This is a genomic window from Tardiphaga sp. 215_C5_N2_1, from assembly GCF_052076055.1.
GTDB lineage: Bacteria > Pseudomonadota > Alphaproteobacteria > Rhizobiales > Xanthobacteraceae > Tardiphaga > Tardiphaga robiniae.
Genome location: NZ_CP197240.1, coordinates 6457100 through 6473835, shown reverse-complemented (window position 1 = coordinate 6473835; position 16736 = coordinate 6457100). Strand labels below are relative to the sequence as shown.

Here is a 16736-nt window from a genome sequence, read left to right as displayed (position 1 = left end):
GGGCGTGCTTGGGGCGACGATCCGCGTCCTGTGCATCGGCGTTGGTGTCGGCCGGAGCGGCTCGACGACCGCTTCGCCCCATCTGCCCGAGCTTACTGCTACGTCAGAGTTCGCAGCAAATCAGGGCTGCTGTTCGGTCCTTTGCGAGGCGGAGGCAATTGCCACCTTAATCTCGTCCAGGCTTAGAAAACCGTCACCGTCGGAATCGATATCGCCGAAATAGCCGTCGAGTGCAGCATTAGCTTTCGCCTCTTCCCGATCGATCTTCCCATCCTTGTTGATATCCAATTCCTTGAAGCCTTCGTCGAGCTGTGCCCGCTGCTTCCCAAGGATATCCGTCATGTACGCACCGAATTCCTGGCGGTCGACTGAGCCATCCTTGTTCGTGTCCATTTGCTCAAAGGCCTCGTCGACCGTCATTGCACTGGCCGAGAATAGGACAGTCGCCAGCATCGCAATTTTTATTTTCACAGTGCTATTCCTTGCCCATGCTATCAGTAGCGGCGGACAGGTCGATAGTGGCCGTGATAGCGAGGAGGCGGCCCACGACGCCAATCACGGCGGTCGTCCCGCCACGAGCGGCGATTGTCATTTGTGAGGGCACCGCCAATTAGACCGCCCGCGACAGCGCCGCCAATCAACGCACCTGGATCGCCTTGTGAAGCGATGGCGCCGCCGAGAAGTCCCAGGCCGATCCCCAGGGCAATGTTGCGCTCCTTCTTTCCTGCGTGGGCCAGTTCGGGCACGCTTATGAGCGACAGGAAGACCGCAAGCATCGCAGTCACTTTCCCTAGTCTATCAAAATTCATTCGGAATGCTCCTTTCCGATGCTTAGTTGCATCTTGAGAAAGGGATCGGGTCGGCGCCTTACGGCAACATTACGCGTTCCGAAAAATGACGGGCGTGACGTTCGCAGGATGGCAGCCGTTCGGCTACCACCATGCTGCGATGACCGCTTAGGGGAGCAACGCTCTTGGTGGACGGTGAGTACAGGAGCGACGTGAGACTCTCTCACCACCCGCGGGGCATCGGTACCGGCCTTCATCTGAGCTTCAGCGGTCGGCTCCGGAGCGAGTTTCTGAATGAGACGCCGTTCATGAGCCTGCGCGAAGCCACCGAGCAGATCTCGAACCGGGTGGCATAACCAGAACTACCACTTCCAGCACGTCGGATGCACACATGATGAGAAGGCGCTGCTCGATCATTCACACAAGTAATTGTCAGGGTTTTCCACAGATCCGTCGCCTTTGTATCGTGCGACTCGCGGATATGCGCAGACCGGTCTGCTACGCATGGTTTTCGTTTCCAGTCCAAGCATTACAGAAAGAATGTTGTCGGGCTGCGTTGCAATGAGTCGGTCACTTGCTGTACCGGTCTCATCCCAGCGGCGTAGCTCGGCCAAGTAACCGATCATGCTGGGTCCCCGCCCCCCTCCGCAGTGGGCCATTCCCGGGACCATGAAGAGACGGGTCTGGCTAGGAGCCAGTTCGCCGCTTGCTTCCTGCATTGCAGAGAAATACTTCAGGCTGTTTCTAGCCGGAATCGCCGCGTCGTCCCAGCCATGATACATCAGAAGCTTGCCTCCTCTCTCCAGGAACTGGCTAAGGTTGACATCCACCGCATCGAGAACAGGACCCAGTTTGTTACGTGCAACCGCCAAGTCTCGATCCAGCTCGAAGCTCGACGGTGTCCAATCGGGATCTGCAAGCACCATATATCGGTAGAAGTCCAAGCCCATACCAGCCCCCAGGCTGCCCGACTTGGTGAGCCATGCCTCCCATTCATATTCGCTGCCGATCGGGAGACCTGGCATGACCTGATCGTTAGTGCTGGTTCTGACCCCGGCGTAGATGTGCTTTACAGCAGCAATCTCCGAGCTACGTAGACAAACTCCGCCTTCACGGGGGGGGCACTGAAGGACGCCTGGATCGAAGTTGCATCTCTCCGGTGCCGCGATAAGCCCGTCCTTCACACCATCCATCGCGTCACATTGAGCAATAGCTCTTTGGTGCAGTAGTTCGAGCTTGGGTGCGCTGAGGTTAACGTCCGGTGCCTGCAATATCTTACCGTACTCAACGAACGAGGCCATAAGTCCCGTAAAATCGTTTGCGGGCGCTCCTACAGCGATAAGGTCGTAATCTTCAGGATAGCGTTGAGCGAGCATGAGCGCGTCCCTGCCACCGTTTGAGCAACCTGAGAAATAGGCACGATCAGTTGCGCGGCCATAATAGGCTGCAACCACCGCCTTCCCTATGACGGCAGCAAGATGATTGGCGCGATGACCGTAGTCGGCGACTTTCACGGGTGCATCAACGGCCCATTCAGGATGCGGCGCTACATCATGGCCAGCGTCACTCATGACCCCTGCATATCCACCTCTCACCACACTCGGCAGCAACACTGTCGCAACTGAGTATCCGCCTTCAAATCCACCGCCACCGAGACCGACGAACTTCCCGTTCCAGTCGGTAGGAAGCCATACCTCCAGCTTGATCCCCGAACCAGGTGCCGACGCAGTCTTCATCTGGACGCGGCACAATTCCACCGGCGCCTTTATATTCAACGGAGGCAGTGGGGTTCCCTCGGCAACGAATTCGGTATTAACGACGTCTGCTTCTGCGATCCTCTGGTTGCGGAACTCTTGACAGAACGACACATCCCGAACCGTCACGGTATCGGCGGCGAGAGCCGAATGTCCGAAGCCGGCCGCCATGAAAGACATCAGCCTAATTAAACGAGCGGATTTCAATGCTGGGCTTCCTGTTCAGTAATTGGAAGAACTTGTGTGTAGAGGTTGGAGCTAGCCCCGCACTCTGACTGCTGACGGCATGCCGCCCTGCAAGTGGTCTCGCGGCATGCTCGAACTTCGTATCGGCATCTATCAGAACTCAGAGTATTACGGGAAGATTACGCCGAACACTTGGGGTGTGGCCAGGCGAGCCCCTAACGTCGATGTGAGCTGAGGGTCCGCAGGTCTAATATGGGCGCCGACATCGTTTGATTCGGAGTGCTGTCTTGATCGCGCTATCAGAGCGACGCCCTTAAGCTTTTGCGCGAAATCGCAAAAAGTGGCGGCAGGAAGTACACGGCCGGCGCCATCGATCGCAAACGATATGCACGCCTCGAAACAGTTGGTTTGCTCAAAGGGCAAGCGATCAGCCTGAGTGACGTGATCTATGAGTTACTCCCTGCAGCGAACGAGCACATTCGCGACTAGAGACCGTTTCAAATGGCGAGGACGTGACCGCGTCATTCCAATCTCGCCTGGCGTCAACACCACGATGCAACGATCGACACCGGCTTGTCGGGCGCAGGCCTTATATGTGCTGTATCCTATTAGCTCGGTGAGTATGTGCGCGCTGGTCGCGCTGAAGCTTGTGCTTGAAGAATTCAAGCCATCGCCGCGGCTTGTTCATCTTCTCTATAACAGACAAAACCGATTCCCATTAAAGCTGCGCGCCATTGTAGGTTTCGGAATGCCGCGCTTGCGAGTTCAACTTGAAAGAGCGGTCCTTTGACCAGATATGCAGGCCGAATGACACGTAAACGTTCCGCGACGACTACCCCGGGCATCACCGATAAGTTCAAAGAAGCAAAGCGTCTTTCTGGCGCCCTCACCTACGCACAGGCGTGCATCTCGGTTATCGATGATTATCTAGAGAAACGACGTCGGCAGAAGCGCTTAGGCAGCGGCGTCGGCCTACGGCATAGACGGCTCAGTTTTACCGACAGGTAAGTTACCCGCATAGGGTCCATATTGGTCGAGGACATCCCGCCTGAAATCGAACGACGACCTCCAGGAGCAGTGCAAACGGCATGAGCTGATGTGCCGAATCTGCACCGCAAAAGTTCACCATCAGGGTATCCATCCCATACGGACCCCTCCCGTATGAGCTACAACCTAAACCACAGTCAGCGCCCGATACTGGCAGCTTCCGCTGCCGCGCGTTGCATGCTTGACGACATTTCGCCGGTCACTGTGCTTTGCTCTTCAACCGCAGCCGCAGTAGCGGTAACATACTCGCTGACATTCTGAATTTCTTGCTTGATTGCTTCAAGCGCGGTGACGACGTCACTGGATATGCCGTTCAAACTGTCAATCTCGCGAGTAATCTTGTCAGTGGCCTGCTTGGCCTGATTTGCAAGATTCTTAACCTCGGACGCGACGACAGCAAAACCGCGTCCTGCCTCGCCAGCGCGCGCGGATTCAATCGTGGCATTCAGGGCCAACAGATTGATCTGCCCAGTGATATTCCCAATCAACTCGACGATACCGCTCATGGCCTGCGCTGCCGCGCTGAGGCGCTGCGCCTGCCCATCGGCGGATTCAACTTTGCCCACCGCCGACATCGCAGTATTCTTCGACTTGACCATCGCTTCAGAAATTTCTCGTACAGAAGCGTTTAGTTCTTCGGCACCTGCGGCGACTGACTCCATCATCGAACGGACCCGTTCGCTCTTCATGCGGGCAATTACCTGAGCCGTCGTATTAGTAGCATATTTGACGATTTTAAAAGGCCTACCGTTGAGGTCCAGGATGGGATTGTAGGACGCCTGAATCCAGACTTCCTTGCCGCCCTTTCCGATCCGCTTATACTCGGCGGCCTGGTATTCACCACGGTTCAGACTTGCCCAAAACTCGCGATAGGCAGCACCATCACGCTCCGAAGGATCGACGAACACGCCGTGATGCCTGCCCTTGATTTCTTCTAGCGAATATCCCAGCGCTTGTAGGAAGTTCTCATTGGCCGTCAAGACGATGCCATCCATACCGAATTCGATCACAGCCTGTGATTTTCCGATCGCAGCGATCTGTCCGGCAAGGTCCACTGTCTGGAGTTTTTGTTGGGTGACGTTGGTGGCGAATTTCACCACCTTGAATGGCTTACCTTTCTCGTCGAGGACCGGATTGTAGGAGGCAAGAATCCACACCTCTTTGCCGCTCTTGCCAATCCGCTTGTACTCGGCGGCCTGGTATTCGCCACGGTTCAACTGCGCCCAGAATTCTCGATATTCCCCGCTTTCGCGCATCGCCGGTTCGACGAACATGCTGTGATGCTTGCCCTGGATTTCAGCCAACGCATAGCCGAGCGCGTCGAGAAAGTTTTTGTTCGCAGTGACAATAGTTCCGTCAAGATCGAATTCGATTACGGCTTGCGCGCGCTCGATTGCCGCGATCTTGCTGGATTCCTCCATACTCAAGATCTTCTTCGCGGTGATGTCAGTCGCGATCTTGATGACCTTGATCGGCTTACCACTACGATCGATGATCGGATTGTAGGACGCCTCAATCCAGATCTCCTTGCCGCCCCTGCCGACCCGTTTGTATTCGGCGGACTGAAATTCGCCGCTGCTGAGGCTCGCCCAGAACGCTCGGTATGCCGAGCTATCGCGCATTTCCGCTTCGACGAACATGCTGTGATGTTTGCCTTGGATTTCGGCAAGTGTGTATCCAAGCAAAGTAAGGAAATTCTGATTAGCTGTGATGACCCCACCGCTCATATCGAACTCGATGACCGCTTGCGATCTGTTGATTGCCGCCAACTGGGCAGCTGCGCTGTCGGATTTGGAATGTTGTCGCCAGAACGCCATTTTGTGCGGTTCCTCGTTTGCAATGTAGCGCATTCAATCTGAACTGCGGGCGCGCACCAGCAATCCTGTGCAATCGCGCTTCAAAGAGACTGCACTCGCGCCTCACGGGCTTGAACTTTGCAATCCGTCACGGTCACGCCCAGTTCATGATTGCGACGGGCCGCATGAGTTCCTCTGAACCCGACTACTTAAATATGTGACTCGGTATAAAGAGACGCGTTTAAGATTCGGTTAGTCCTTACAGTGCCTGGCGAATTCCTGTAGCGACACGCCAACTTCTGATGTGAAGGTGCCAAGAGGCATCAATATAGTCCGCGCATCATGCGCCGATCCCGAGACCAAACTACTAACGGTATTTAAGCACCTAGTCGGGTGCGCTCGGACCGAAGATACGGATGTTATTCAGCAACGTTTCGGCATGATCCCCCTGAATTTTTCTTACGAGCAGTATCGCAAGAACTCAAACGACCGAGGAAAGCTCATGCGTTGAAAAACGAAGTGGGTTATGCCGTGGCAAAACTGCAATGACATCAAGAGCAGGAGCGAAGCGTTTCGCCATAGGCTTCCAGTCGCTCGCTCGCAACCTGCGCAATATCGAGATCATGTCGCCCAAACTGTAGGATATTAACGCTCGGCAGGAGTAAGAGCTAGGCGTCAAATCGAACCGACTTAACCTGGCTGAAACGCGATTTGCGCTATCTCGCGCCTTAGTCAAAGGCAGAGCAATAAAAGCGGCTACTGTCGTAAAATGCTAGGCGGTGGATCGTATGGTCTTTTATGATCCAAACGATTCCAGAATTAGTAGACGAATAGGACGGAGCGCCGAACCATAACATCTGGATGACGCCCATGCTTGAACGTTTTCCCGGCTTCCATACGAAAAATCCGGAAGTCAATCGTGAAATACTTTTTGCCAACTTCAACGTTAGCCATTTTGACTGTCAGTTTCGAGAGCAACCATTTGTCGCCAAGGCAAATTGGGTCGACACCAAGTATGTCCGGGTCACGAGCGCATTCTGCAGCACGTCCACTGACATAACATATGATGCCGCCCCGGTAGTCCGGCAGTTTCTCCAAGCCCGCCCCCGAACACACATAACGTTCAATCACAGTGCTCGATCGGATGTGCTCTCGGCGTCCAACACCTCAGTCGTGATACCTGCAGGCTCTTCGTTTCGGGGAATCGCCTCCGGCGCGCACGGAGTTGTGGCCCTGAGAATCGAGATTTCTGCCCTAAGGACCGTCATTAGCGCGATGCTCGGAGAGGATATTCCGGCCGAGCAACTCAATGCCGAGCCATGGACAAATGATCGTTTCGGAAACAGCATGAGAGCTGCCGCCATCCAATTTATTTCAGATCTGGATTCAGTGATGGAAGGCGATTCATTTGCTGCTGAAATTTTTGGCCAGGCGCTTCTCGTCCGGTTGCTGATGAGTTGCTCAGTACGTTTTAGTCCGAGACTTAAAGGCCATGTATCATCTCCCTCTTTGAACCAGCTGCGTCGGGTTGAGAGCTATCTTGCTGCAAACTGGCAGAAGAATATCGACATTAAGGATATAGCCGACGAGTTCGGGATGAGCGTTCGAAGTATCTTCCGCTATTTCAGGTCGCTCCGGGGCACAACTCCTAATGAGTTCATGCGGCAGCTCAGACTGGAGAGGGCGCGGAGTATGTTGGAGGTGGCTGAAGACCCCGACACAGTCATGATGATTGCAATTTGCTGTGGCTTTCAAAGCATGGGACATTTTGCACGCGCGTATCGCACTACGTATGGCGAGTTACCCTCGCAAACCTTGTTAAGGAAGAGATCCAGAACGCCTGACGCAGGTTCATAGAGGGCGTCTTCAGGCGCGTCTGCGCCTATCCGCGCGATGGAATTGCACGGCTAGGCCCCCCCACACCCAGAATCTATTATTTCCGTGCACGTCACGTTGCATGTTAACAATATTGAGGTAGATTCGCGATGCAGCCCTTCGCTCTTAAGCAGGCCAGCTTATGGACCCGCTTGATCGCCCCATTCAAGCGAGACATGCGTCCGACAACGACTTCATTGCCGCAGGTAATTTCAGCTGATTTTCCCGTTCTTATCAAGAACAGTCACGTCGCCTCTATCACGAGGCGACCGCGATCGCATCGATTTCGATGACCGCACCAGGCGCAGCGAGCGCGGCAACGCCCACCAGTGTGCTTGCCGGCTTGGTGTCGCCGAATACGCGAGCACGAACTTCATTGACCGGTCCGCGTAGAGTAATGTCCGTCACGTATGATGTCATCTGAACGACATCGGAAAGCTCCGCACCAGACGAACGCAGGATTTTCTCAAGGATTTGGAAGATTCGTTCGGCTTGCGGACCGGACTCCCCCGGCGCGACGATCGCGTTCTGATCGTCGAAGGCGAGCAGGCCTGCAACATAGACGGTGTTCCCTGCCTTCACAGCGTGGCTGAAATGCCCGCGCGGCGCGGGCAGATCGGGGCTGACGATCTGGGTATTCGATGGCTTGCTCATTGGATCGCTCCTTTTGATTGCGTCAGGCCGCGGCCTGATCGATGGCCTGAAGGGTATCGTCGAAAGCCTGCAGTACGAGATCGACGTCAGGATTCGTGTAGGGTGCGATCGGACCGAAGGTACGCGACGTGATCGCCATGCCGCGATTGGTGACGCCCAGGCACATCACGCGCCATAGATCCTGCTCGGCACGATCGGCGATATCCGCATTGACGACATCTTCCGCCGTAAAGTGGATACCGGCACATGGTCCGGCACCCGTGATCTGAACCGGAATGCGCAGACCGGAGGCGATCTTGCGGAGGCCCTGACGCAAATATTCGCCCTGAGTCGCGACGCGGGCGAATAGCTCCGGCGTTGCGAGCTTCATATTTGCGACCGAGGCCGCCATGGATACCGGATTTTGCGCGTAGGTGTTGGAAGCGCTGATCGGCTGCTCGAGCAGATCGGCCCGTCCGACGACCGCGCCGATCGGAAGACCGCCGCCAAGCATTTTGCCCATCGTGATCATATCCGGCGCCGGATCGAGACGGAGATATTCGGTGGCACCGCCCACAGCGAAACGATTTCCCGTGATGATCTCATCAAGAATGAACGGAATGCCCAGTTTGAACGCGGCCGACCGAATGGCCTGGATATAGCCGTCGCGTTGATGAAGCGCGCCGGGGATCGTCATCATCGGCTCCGCGATGACGGCCGCAAGCTCAGCGCCATGTTGCTTGATGAGCGCGACGGACCGTTCAATGTCGTTATAGGGCATGTCGATGTGCCAGTCCGACGCGCCCGGCGAAATGCCGCGCAGCGAGGAGCCCCCTTGTAGCAGATGATCGTTCTGCCCATGGAAGCCGCCCCGGACACGGAGCACCTTGCTGCGACCGGTCGCGCTGCGTGCCAGCCGCAACGCATAGGTATTCGCTTCCGAGCCTGAGGGGGCGAAGAGAACGCGCTCCGCGCCCGGAATGCGGCTGCATAGGAGATGCGCGAATTCATCGCGATTGGCACTCGGATTCATCGCCCCGCCCGGCGCGCCAACGCGTGTCGCGGCGTCGGCGACAGCTGCGGCGATCACCGGATTGCCGCGTCCAAAAAAGGACGCGTTCCAGCCCGCATTGCAATCGAGAAACTTGTTGCCATCCACGTCGGTGAACCAGGCGCCTGAGCCTTCCGCCACGTAAACGGGAAACGGCATGCCGGAATTGAAGCGTGTTCGCTGGGTCAGCGCGATGACGCTCGATGATGCGGCATTGGCGGTCGCCGACTTTGCATGCTTCTGCCCATACTCTGCCTGCCATTCCGCTCGTAGTTTCTGGATCGCATCGCTTTTGCCAAAGCCCTGTTCGTACCCGTTCGGGTTCGTCGTCTTTACAGTCTCAGTCATGAGTCTTGCCTCTATCTTTACAAATCGCTTGCATTCCAGGGCATGCGACGTCGATCAATGTCATTGTGGGCACTTGATGCTTTTGGTAACCGGCGCACGTCACGCGATCCGCGCCGGTTCGTTGTTTCAAGCCGAAAGGAACGCCTCGTTCTCGAGGCGCACGGCCTTTGCGACCTTAATGTCGAGCCATTTGCGCGCATTGACGGTGACGATGTCCCCGGAATTAACGAGGACCGTTGTTGTTTCTGCTTCGATGATCGCCGGCCCATGAATGACATTGCCCGGAACGAGCTTCTCGGCCGCATAGACATCAACCTCCTTCCATTCGCCGAAGAATGCATTGCGTTTCTTGAGCGGCTGAACTGGTACAGGCGTGATCGTCCCAACCTGATCTTCCATGCGCGGGATGACTCCGACGGCCGCGACGCGGCCGTTCACCAGCACGACTTCTTCATCGGGCAACGAGTAAGTGTAGAGATCTTCATGCGCCTGATGGAACCGGCGTTCGATCTCGCTCATGAAGTCGGGCGCACCGAAATCGATATCAGACAGCGACACGTCGACTTCGAAGACCTGTTCTCCGTAGCGCATCTCGGCAGAACGCTCGATCTTCATCTCACCAGGGAACCAGGCACGAAGCCGTTCGACGGCCTGCTGTTCGAGTTCCGAGAACATCTTGCGGATCTGCTCCTCCGCGCTCTCACCGTCGGCTCGATAATGTGTGCGGCTCATTTCGTAGCGCAGATCACTGGTGAGCATGCCCCAGGCCGAGAGTACCGATGCCTCGGTTGGAACGATGATCCGTTCCATCTCCAGTTCGCGCGCCACCTCCGCCGCATGGATGCCGGCTGCGCCACCAAAAGAGAGCAGCGTGAACCGACGAGGATCGACGCCGCGCTTCAAGGTAGTCAGGCGGATGCCGTCAGCCATCGCCAGATTGACCAGACGGTAGACGCCAGCTGCGGCTTGGTCGCGCGGCAATTCGAGCGTAGCCGCCAATCGGTCGAGCGCAGCTTCGCAGTCCGGCATATTAAGCGGGCGGCGACCGCCCATGAAGTTGTCGGCATCGAGATAGCCAAGAATCAGATTGGCGTCCGTCACCGTCGGCGCTCGGCCGCCATTGCCATAGCAGGCAGGACCCGGGACGGAGCCTGCACTTTCGGGCCCGACACGGAAGATGCCGCTGGCATCGACGCTGGCAATAGAGCCACCTCCGGCCGCAATGCTGGCGATATCGAGGCTACGCAAAGCGATGCGCTGATCCGCGAGCCCGCCATCCGCCGAGAGCGACGCGGCACCGTTGGCGATCAGAGAGATATCCGTGCTGGTGCCGCCCATATCGAACGGAACGAGGTCCGGAATGCCCGCGAGCTCCGCGCAGCGACGGCTTCCCGAAATGCCGCCCGCGGGACCGGACAGCACCGTGCCGGCTGCGAGCCGCCACGCATCTTCAACAGGCGCCATGCCGCCATGAGACAGAATGATGAAGAGGCTGCCGCCAAAGCCGGCCTCAGCGAGGCGCTTCTTCAGGCCCTGGAGATAGTGACGCACGGCCGGTTCGACATAAGCGTTGACGATGGTCGTCGAGACGCGTTCGAACTCCTTAATCTGCGGCAATACATCCGACGACCGCGACACGCTGACATGCGGCAGATCGCGGGCAAGACGTTCGGCCACGGCGATCTCATGCGCGGGATTGGTGTAGGAGTGCAGGAAGCACAGCGCCACCGAGGTCGCGCCTGACGCACGAATGGCTTCAATCGCTTCACCGACCGAATCTTGATCCAGAGGAACAATCACCTCGCCCTGTGCGCCGATGCGCTCGCGGACACCAAAACGGAAATTGCGGGGCACCAGCGGCGCCGGCGGCGGCGAACGAAGATCATAGCGATTGCCCTTCAAGCCTTCGCGCATCTCGATCACGTCGCGATGGCCCGCGGTGGTGAGCAGCGCAACCTTGGCGCCCTTGCGCTCGAGCAACGCATTGGTGGCGACCGTCGTGCCATGGACAATGCGTTCGGCCCTGGCGAGCAATTGCTCGCGCGACATATCGAGGCGTCGCGCAAGCTCTTCGAGGCCGACCATGACGCCGACCGACTGGTCCTGTGGGGTCGATGGCGATTTGGCGAAAACCGTGCGACCGGCTCCGTCGATTGCGACGAGATCGGTGTAGGTGCCGCCGACGTCGATTCCGATAGTCAACATGTTATGAACCCGTGTTTCACTTCAAATCAATTCACATAGCCAAGTTCGCGGTCGAGCTTCCGCGCCGCCTCTGATCGCAACTCAGGCGATCCCCAGCCGCCGCCGCCGGACGAGCGAACCTCAAAGCAGTCGCCCGGCAACACTTCGATGCCAATTTCCTTGGTGGCAAGTGCGCGTCCCGGTTGTCCTTCGGATAGCAGGCTGTAGCGATGCGGGGCGCTATCACTGCCGCCGAGCAGGCCGCATGATCCGTGACGCACGCCCTCGCCCGCCGTATTGGCGATCGCCGGCTTCTCGGTCTGAACGACGAGATCGAGCGCGACACCGAGGCCACCGCGGAACTGACCATCACCCCCGGAATTAGCGAGGAATTCGTGATGCCGGAACAACAGCGGGAAGCGCGCTTCGGCGACTTCGATACTGCCGAATTTGATGCCGCCCACCGAATGCCATTCGCCGATCGACGACCAGCCGTCGCCGCCGGACGACGCGCCCCCGCCGGGGCGCGCCTGGAACATGTGCCAAATGAACTGGCGTCCGGTGCGGGGATTTTCGCCCTGGATAGCGATCCGGAAACGACGGCCCCAGCCAGCCATCGCGCGATCAGGACAGCACTGCGCCATAGCCTTGACGATCGCTTCGATGATCTCGTTCGACGGGTGACTGGTGCAAAAGCTGACGGGCAGACCTTCATCGGACCAGACCACCGTGCCGCGCTTCGCCTTCACCCGTAAAAGACGCAGCGACCCAGCATTCTTCGGCACGTCGGCGTCGATGAGATAGGCAAAGGCCATTACGCAGGCGGCTTGCATATTTGCGTGGGATGAATTGACGAAACTGTCGGTCTGCGGATCGGAGGCAGAGAGATCGATCTCGATATCCGATCCCTTCTTGGTCACCGTGGCGGCGATGCGGATGTTCTCGCGGCCGCGTCCGTCATCGTCGAGGAAGGCTTCGCCATGGAACACCCCATCCTTCCAGGACGAAACGATGTTCCGCGTGCGCGTTTCGGCGGAATCGAGGATCATCTCGATCGCCTGATGCACCACCGGCGCGCTCAGTTCCTTGAACAGGCTGGCGAGACGACGTTCGCCAAGATGGGCTGCGCCGATCATGGCCGAGAAGTCGCCGTGGAAGTCGCGCGGATTGCGGACATTCAGCGCCAGCATATCGATGATATCGCCGCGGCGCTTGCCAGCTTCATAGATCTTGATCGGCGGAATGCGAATGCCTTCCTGCCATATCTCCGTTGCCTTCGGATTGTAGCCGCCATAGGTCGCGCCGCCGACATCGCTGAGGTGCGCACGCACGATGGTCCAGAACAGTCGCTTGCCCTGATCGAAGATCGGAACGAAGATCGTCATGTCTTGCAGATGGCTGCCGCCATGATACGGGTCGTTCAACAAAATGACGTCGCCTGGGGCGACATCGTCGAACCGTTCCTCGACCGCACGCGTTGCCCATGGCAATGCGCCAACGTGAATCGGAATGTGATCGGCCTGCGCCACGAGCCGCGCGTTCGTGTCGCAGATAGCGATTGAGAAATCTCTGCTGGAGTTCAGAATCTGAGAGTAGGATGTCCTGAGCATTGCTTCTCCCATCTCCGTGACGATGGATGTAAGGCGATGCTGAACCACGGACCGGGTAATCGGATCGACGGACGGTTTCATTTTTTTGACCTACAGACTTGCTGTTTCCGATAAATGTTCGAATTTGTAACGGGCCGCATGCGAGGCACACGGCGCCTGCTTTTCAACGACCGAGATAGGCTTCGCGCACACGCGGATCGTTGCGCAGTTCGGCCGCGGTGCCGTTCAAGACAATCCGGCCAGCTTCAAGAACATAGGCCCGGTCGGCCACCGCGAGTGCCAACACGGTGTTCTGCTCGACCACAAGGATCGTCAGCCCCGTATCTGCGATGACTTTCACACGCTCATAGACTTCTTCGGCGAGACGCGGCGCCAAACCGAGAGAGGGCTCGTCGAGCAACAGCAGCCGCGGACGTGCCATCAGCGCACGGCTGATGGCCAGCATCTGCTGCTCGCCGCCGGACAATGACCAGCCGAGCTGCGATCGCCGCTCCTTCAAGCGCGGAAACAGCTGAAACACCCGGTCGAGATCTTCGGCGCAGGATTGCCGCCAGCTCTTCCAGCTCGCCGTCGCGACAACGAGGTTTTCCTCGACTGTCAATCCCGGAAAGATCTTGCGGCCTTCCGGCGACTGCGAAATGCCGAGAGAAACGCGGCGATCTGTCGGCATTGATAGGATCGATTTGCCTTCAAATGCGATGTCGCCCGTGCGCACCCTATTGAGCCCGGAGATCGTGTGCAGCAGCGTTGTCTTACCGGCACCGTTGGCACCAATCAGCGCAACTGTCTCGCCAGCGCGAACCTCGAGATCGACATCCGACACCGCGACAACGTCGCCATGTGCAATGGTCAATTTGTTACAGACGAGCATGAACGTATCCCTCGCCCAGATAAGCCGACAGAACGGCGGGGTCGGATTGGATTTCGACTGGCGTTCCCTCGGCGATCTTCTGTCCGAAATTTAGAACGAAGATCCGCTCGGCAAGGCGCATGACCATGCCCATATTGTGCTCGATGAGCACGACGGCGAGCTGGTGTTGTTCGCGCAGATGCGACAGGCGTTCGACAAGAAGGTCGACTTCCGCCGAATTGAGACCGGCGGCAGGCTCGTCGAGAAGCAGGACCTTAGGTTCGCACGCAACCGAGCGCGCGAGCTCGACCATACGGCGGTGGCCGTAGGAGAGTTTGCCTATCGACTCGTGCGCAATGTCTGCCAGACCCAGTTGATCAAGAACCTGAAGCGACTTCTCGCGCAAATCCCGCTCGTTCGCTTTGCTCTCCAACGCCGCGCCAACCATGACGTTTTCAAGCACTGTCAGACGCCGAAACGTGCGTCCGTGCTGGAACGTCCGGCCGAGCCCCGCCCTCACCCGCCGGTTGGTGGCCATGCGTGTAATCTCCTGGCCACCCAACGTGACCGATCCACGATCGGGGACGACCAGGCCGGTGAGCACATTCAGCAGCGTCGACTTCCCAGCGCCATTGGGACCGATGATCGCGACGAACTGACCGGGAGCAACGCTCACATCGACATCGGTCAATGCCGCAAGTCCGCCGTAGCGCTTGCTGATGGCGCGTGCATCAAGAATGGTCATGAGCGCACCTCCGCAGTTTCAGCTCGGCGATGCCCTGACCAGGCTTTCGCGTACTTGCGCAGGCCGACGATGCCGGTCGGAAGGAAGACGAGAACGGCGAACATCAGCAGACCAAACAGAGCGAGATAGGCATTGCCGAGGAAACGCAGCCATTCCGGAAGGAAGGTCAGCAGTATGGAGCCAAGGATCGCCCCCAGGATCGTCCCCTCGCCGCCCACGATGAGCATCGCCAGATAGGTGATGGAATGCGCGTAATTGAAGTCTTCCGGTGAGATGAACCGGATGTGGAAGGCAAACAGTGAGCCGGCGAATGCAGCGCACGCCGCCGAGATCGCGAAAGCGATCAACTTCAGCCGCGTGGTATCAAGCCCCGTCATCTCGGAGGCCAGTTCATCGTCGCGCACGGCGATCAGGGCACGTCCATAACGCGACCGATGCAACAGCGTCGCCAGAACGACGGTCACGGATAGACATACCAATGCCAACCACAGGAACGATCGCTCGTCCTCCACTGCGAAATGCAGCACGTGTAACGCCGGGATCTGCGATACGCCATTCGTACCGCCAGTAACCTCGATCCAGTTCGAGGCCACGATGACGAAGGACACGTTGAGACCGAGAGTCGCGAGAGCCAGGTAATGCCCCTTGAGACGCAGCAACGGGGTTCCCACCGCGGTGGCGAACGCGGTGGTCGCTACGACGGCAACTGCGAGAGCCAGCCATGGCGACAGCCCTGCCCGCGTCGTCAGCAATGCTGACAAATAGGCACCGACCCCGACAAATGCAGCATGGCCGAGCGAGATCAAACCGGCATACCCGAAGGCGACATTGAGTCCGATCACGGCGATGGCCGAGATCAGCGAGAGGTTGAGAAGTCGCAGGTGATATTCGGGCAGAGCTAGTGACATCGCTGCGCCGACCACGAGAATAAGAGCGGGAAGACCGAACGATCCAAGGAGGCGCATCGATTATCCCCTATCCTGGATCTTCTCGCCGAACATCCCTTGCGGACGCACGAACAGGAAGGCGATCATGATGCCGAAGGAAATCAGGTCCTTGTAAGCAGAGGAGACGTAAGAGGCGCCGAGTACCTCACTCAATCCGACAAACAGACCACCGACAACCGCACCAGGCAGGCTGCCGAAGCCGCCGATGATGGTGGCAGCGAAAGCTTTCAGCGCAACCGGATCGCCCATATTAACGTCGGCGAACCACATTGGCCCCAATAGAAGGCCCGCAGCGCCTGCGAGCAGCGCGCCGAGAATCCACGACATTGCAAGCACCCGATTTACCTTCAAGCCCATTAGCCGCGCCGCCTGGACGTCTTGCGCCACGGCCCGCATACCGATGCCGAATCCGGTTCGATGCAGCAGAAACCACAAACCGCCCACTAGTAGCGCGGTGACGGCCAGTGCCATCAACGTGTGAAGTGAGACCACAGCACCACCGAACTCGACGGTCATGCCTTCGATCGGCGACGGGATGCGCACCGGCCACGACCCGAAAGCGAGCAGTGCCGCATTCTGCATGGTAATGCTGATCGCGACCGTTGCGATGATGACGGTGACCGCAGGGCTCACCCGCAGCGGCCAATAGACGGTGATGAAGAAAATGGCGCCAAACGCGCCCATCGCCAGCAGCGCGACGACATAAGCGATTGGCCATGGAAGCTGTGCATTGACGAGCGTCACGACCCCGGCAAAGGTGCCGAACATAACGAACTGACCAGCCGCGAAATTGACGACGCCTGTCGCCTCGTACACCAGCACGAAGCCGATGGCAGCGAGGGCATAAACGCCCCCGATGGCCAGTCCGTTGATGGTGAGCTGAATGAGATCTGCCATTACTACCTCGGTAACAGGGACACAG

The 16736-nt window shown here is 57.9% G+C and carries 13 protein-coding genes; 1 reads left to right on the top strand and 12 read right to left on the bottom strand.

The window, feature by feature from the left end:
• Positions 1–120: 120 nt before the first annotated feature.
• The 4 genes from AB7828_RS30575 to AB7828_RS30560 form a co-directional block, all read right to left on the bottom strand.
• Positions 121–471, bottom strand: coding sequence for an EF-hand domain-containing protein (locus tag AB7828_RS30575; protein WP_441232103.1), 351 nt, complete (start codon positions 469–471; stop codon positions 121–123).
• Between the two features lie 23 nt (positions 472–494).
• Positions 495–809 carry a hypothetical protein gene (locus AB7828_RS30570; protein WP_441232102.1) on the bottom strand — a complete coding sequence of 105 codons (315 nt, stop codon included), beginning with the start codon at positions 807–809 and terminating at the stop codon, positions 495–497.
• 392 nt (positions 810–1201) lie between these two features.
• Positions 1202–2749: a tannase/feruloyl esterase family alpha/beta hydrolase gene (locus tag AB7828_RS30565; RefSeq protein ID WP_441232101.1), complete on the bottom strand. Its 1548-nt coding sequence runs from the start codon at positions 2747–2749 to the stop codon at positions 1202–1204.
• 1163 nt (positions 2750–3912) lie between these two features.
• A complete protein-coding gene (locus tag AB7828_RS30560) occupies positions 3913–5592 on the bottom strand; it encodes a methyl-accepting chemotaxis protein (protein WP_441232351.1) in 1680 nt (559 codons plus the stop codon).
• An 849-nt stretch (positions 5593–6441) separates the two neighbouring features.
• Here AB7828_RS30560 and AB7828_RS30555 point away from each other — a divergent pair.
• Positions 6442–7428, top strand: a complete 987-nt coding sequence (locus AB7828_RS30555; protein ID WP_441232100.1) for a helix-turn-helix transcriptional regulator — start codon at positions 6442–6444, stop codon at positions 7426–7428.
• Between the two features lie 276 nt (positions 7429–7704).
• On the opposite strand, the gene AB7828_RS30550 is transcribed toward AB7828_RS30555, so the two are convergent.
• The 8 genes from AB7828_RS30550 to AB7828_RS30515 all read right to left on the bottom strand — a co-directional run bounded on the left by AB7828_RS30550 (position 7705) and on the right by AB7828_RS30515 (position 16711).
• The gene (locus tag AB7828_RS30550; RefSeq protein ID WP_441232099.1) at positions 7705–8100 is read right to left on the bottom strand and encodes a RidA family protein; all 396 of its coding nucleotides are present in this window, start codon (positions 8098–8100) and stop codon (positions 7705–7707) included.
• A 22-nt stretch (positions 8101–8122) separates the two neighbouring features.
• Positions 8123–9478 carry an aminotransferase class III-fold pyridoxal phosphate-dependent enzyme gene (locus AB7828_RS30545; protein WP_441232098.1) on the bottom strand — a complete coding sequence of 452 codons (1356 nt, stop codon included), beginning with the start codon at positions 9476–9478 and terminating at the stop codon, positions 8123–8125.
• Between the two features lie 126 nt (positions 9479–9604).
• Positions 9605–11683 carry a hydantoinase/oxoprolinase family protein gene (locus AB7828_RS30540; RefSeq protein WP_441232097.1) on the bottom strand — a complete coding sequence of 693 codons (2079 nt, stop codon included), beginning with the start codon at positions 11681–11683 and terminating at the stop codon, positions 9605–9607.
• Between the two features lie 26 nt (positions 11684–11709).
• Positions 11710–13353, bottom strand: coding sequence for a hydantoinase B/oxoprolinase family protein (locus AB7828_RS30535; protein ID WP_441232096.1), 1644 nt, complete (start codon positions 13351–13353; stop codon positions 11710–11712).
• 82 nt (positions 13354–13435) lie between these two features.
• On the bottom strand, positions 13436–14143 hold the full coding sequence (locus AB7828_RS30530; RefSeq protein WP_441232095.1) for an ABC transporter ATP-binding protein: 708 nt from the start codon (positions 14141–14143) through the stop codon (positions 13436–13438).
• Entirely contained in the window at positions 14130–14867 is a 738-nt protein-coding gene (locus AB7828_RS30525) for an ABC transporter ATP-binding protein (protein ID WP_441232094.1), read from the bottom strand. Before AB7828_RS30525 ends, AB7828_RS30530 begins: the two co-directional genes overlap by 14 nt.
• The gene (locus AB7828_RS30520) at positions 14864–15832 is read right to left on the bottom strand and encodes a branched-chain amino acid ABC transporter permease (RefSeq protein ID WP_441232093.1); all 969 of its coding nucleotides are present in this window, start codon (positions 15830–15832) and stop codon (positions 14864–14866) included. The genes AB7828_RS30525 and AB7828_RS30520 overlap by 4 nt, the downstream gene beginning before the upstream one ends.
• Positions 15833–15835: 3 nt before the next feature.
• Positions 15836–16711 (bottom strand): branched-chain amino acid ABC transporter permease, encoded by an 876-nt coding sequence (locus AB7828_RS30515; protein WP_441232092.1) that lies wholly within the window; start codon positions 16709–16711, stop codon positions 15836–15838.
• Positions 16712–16736: the final 25 nt, after the last annotated feature.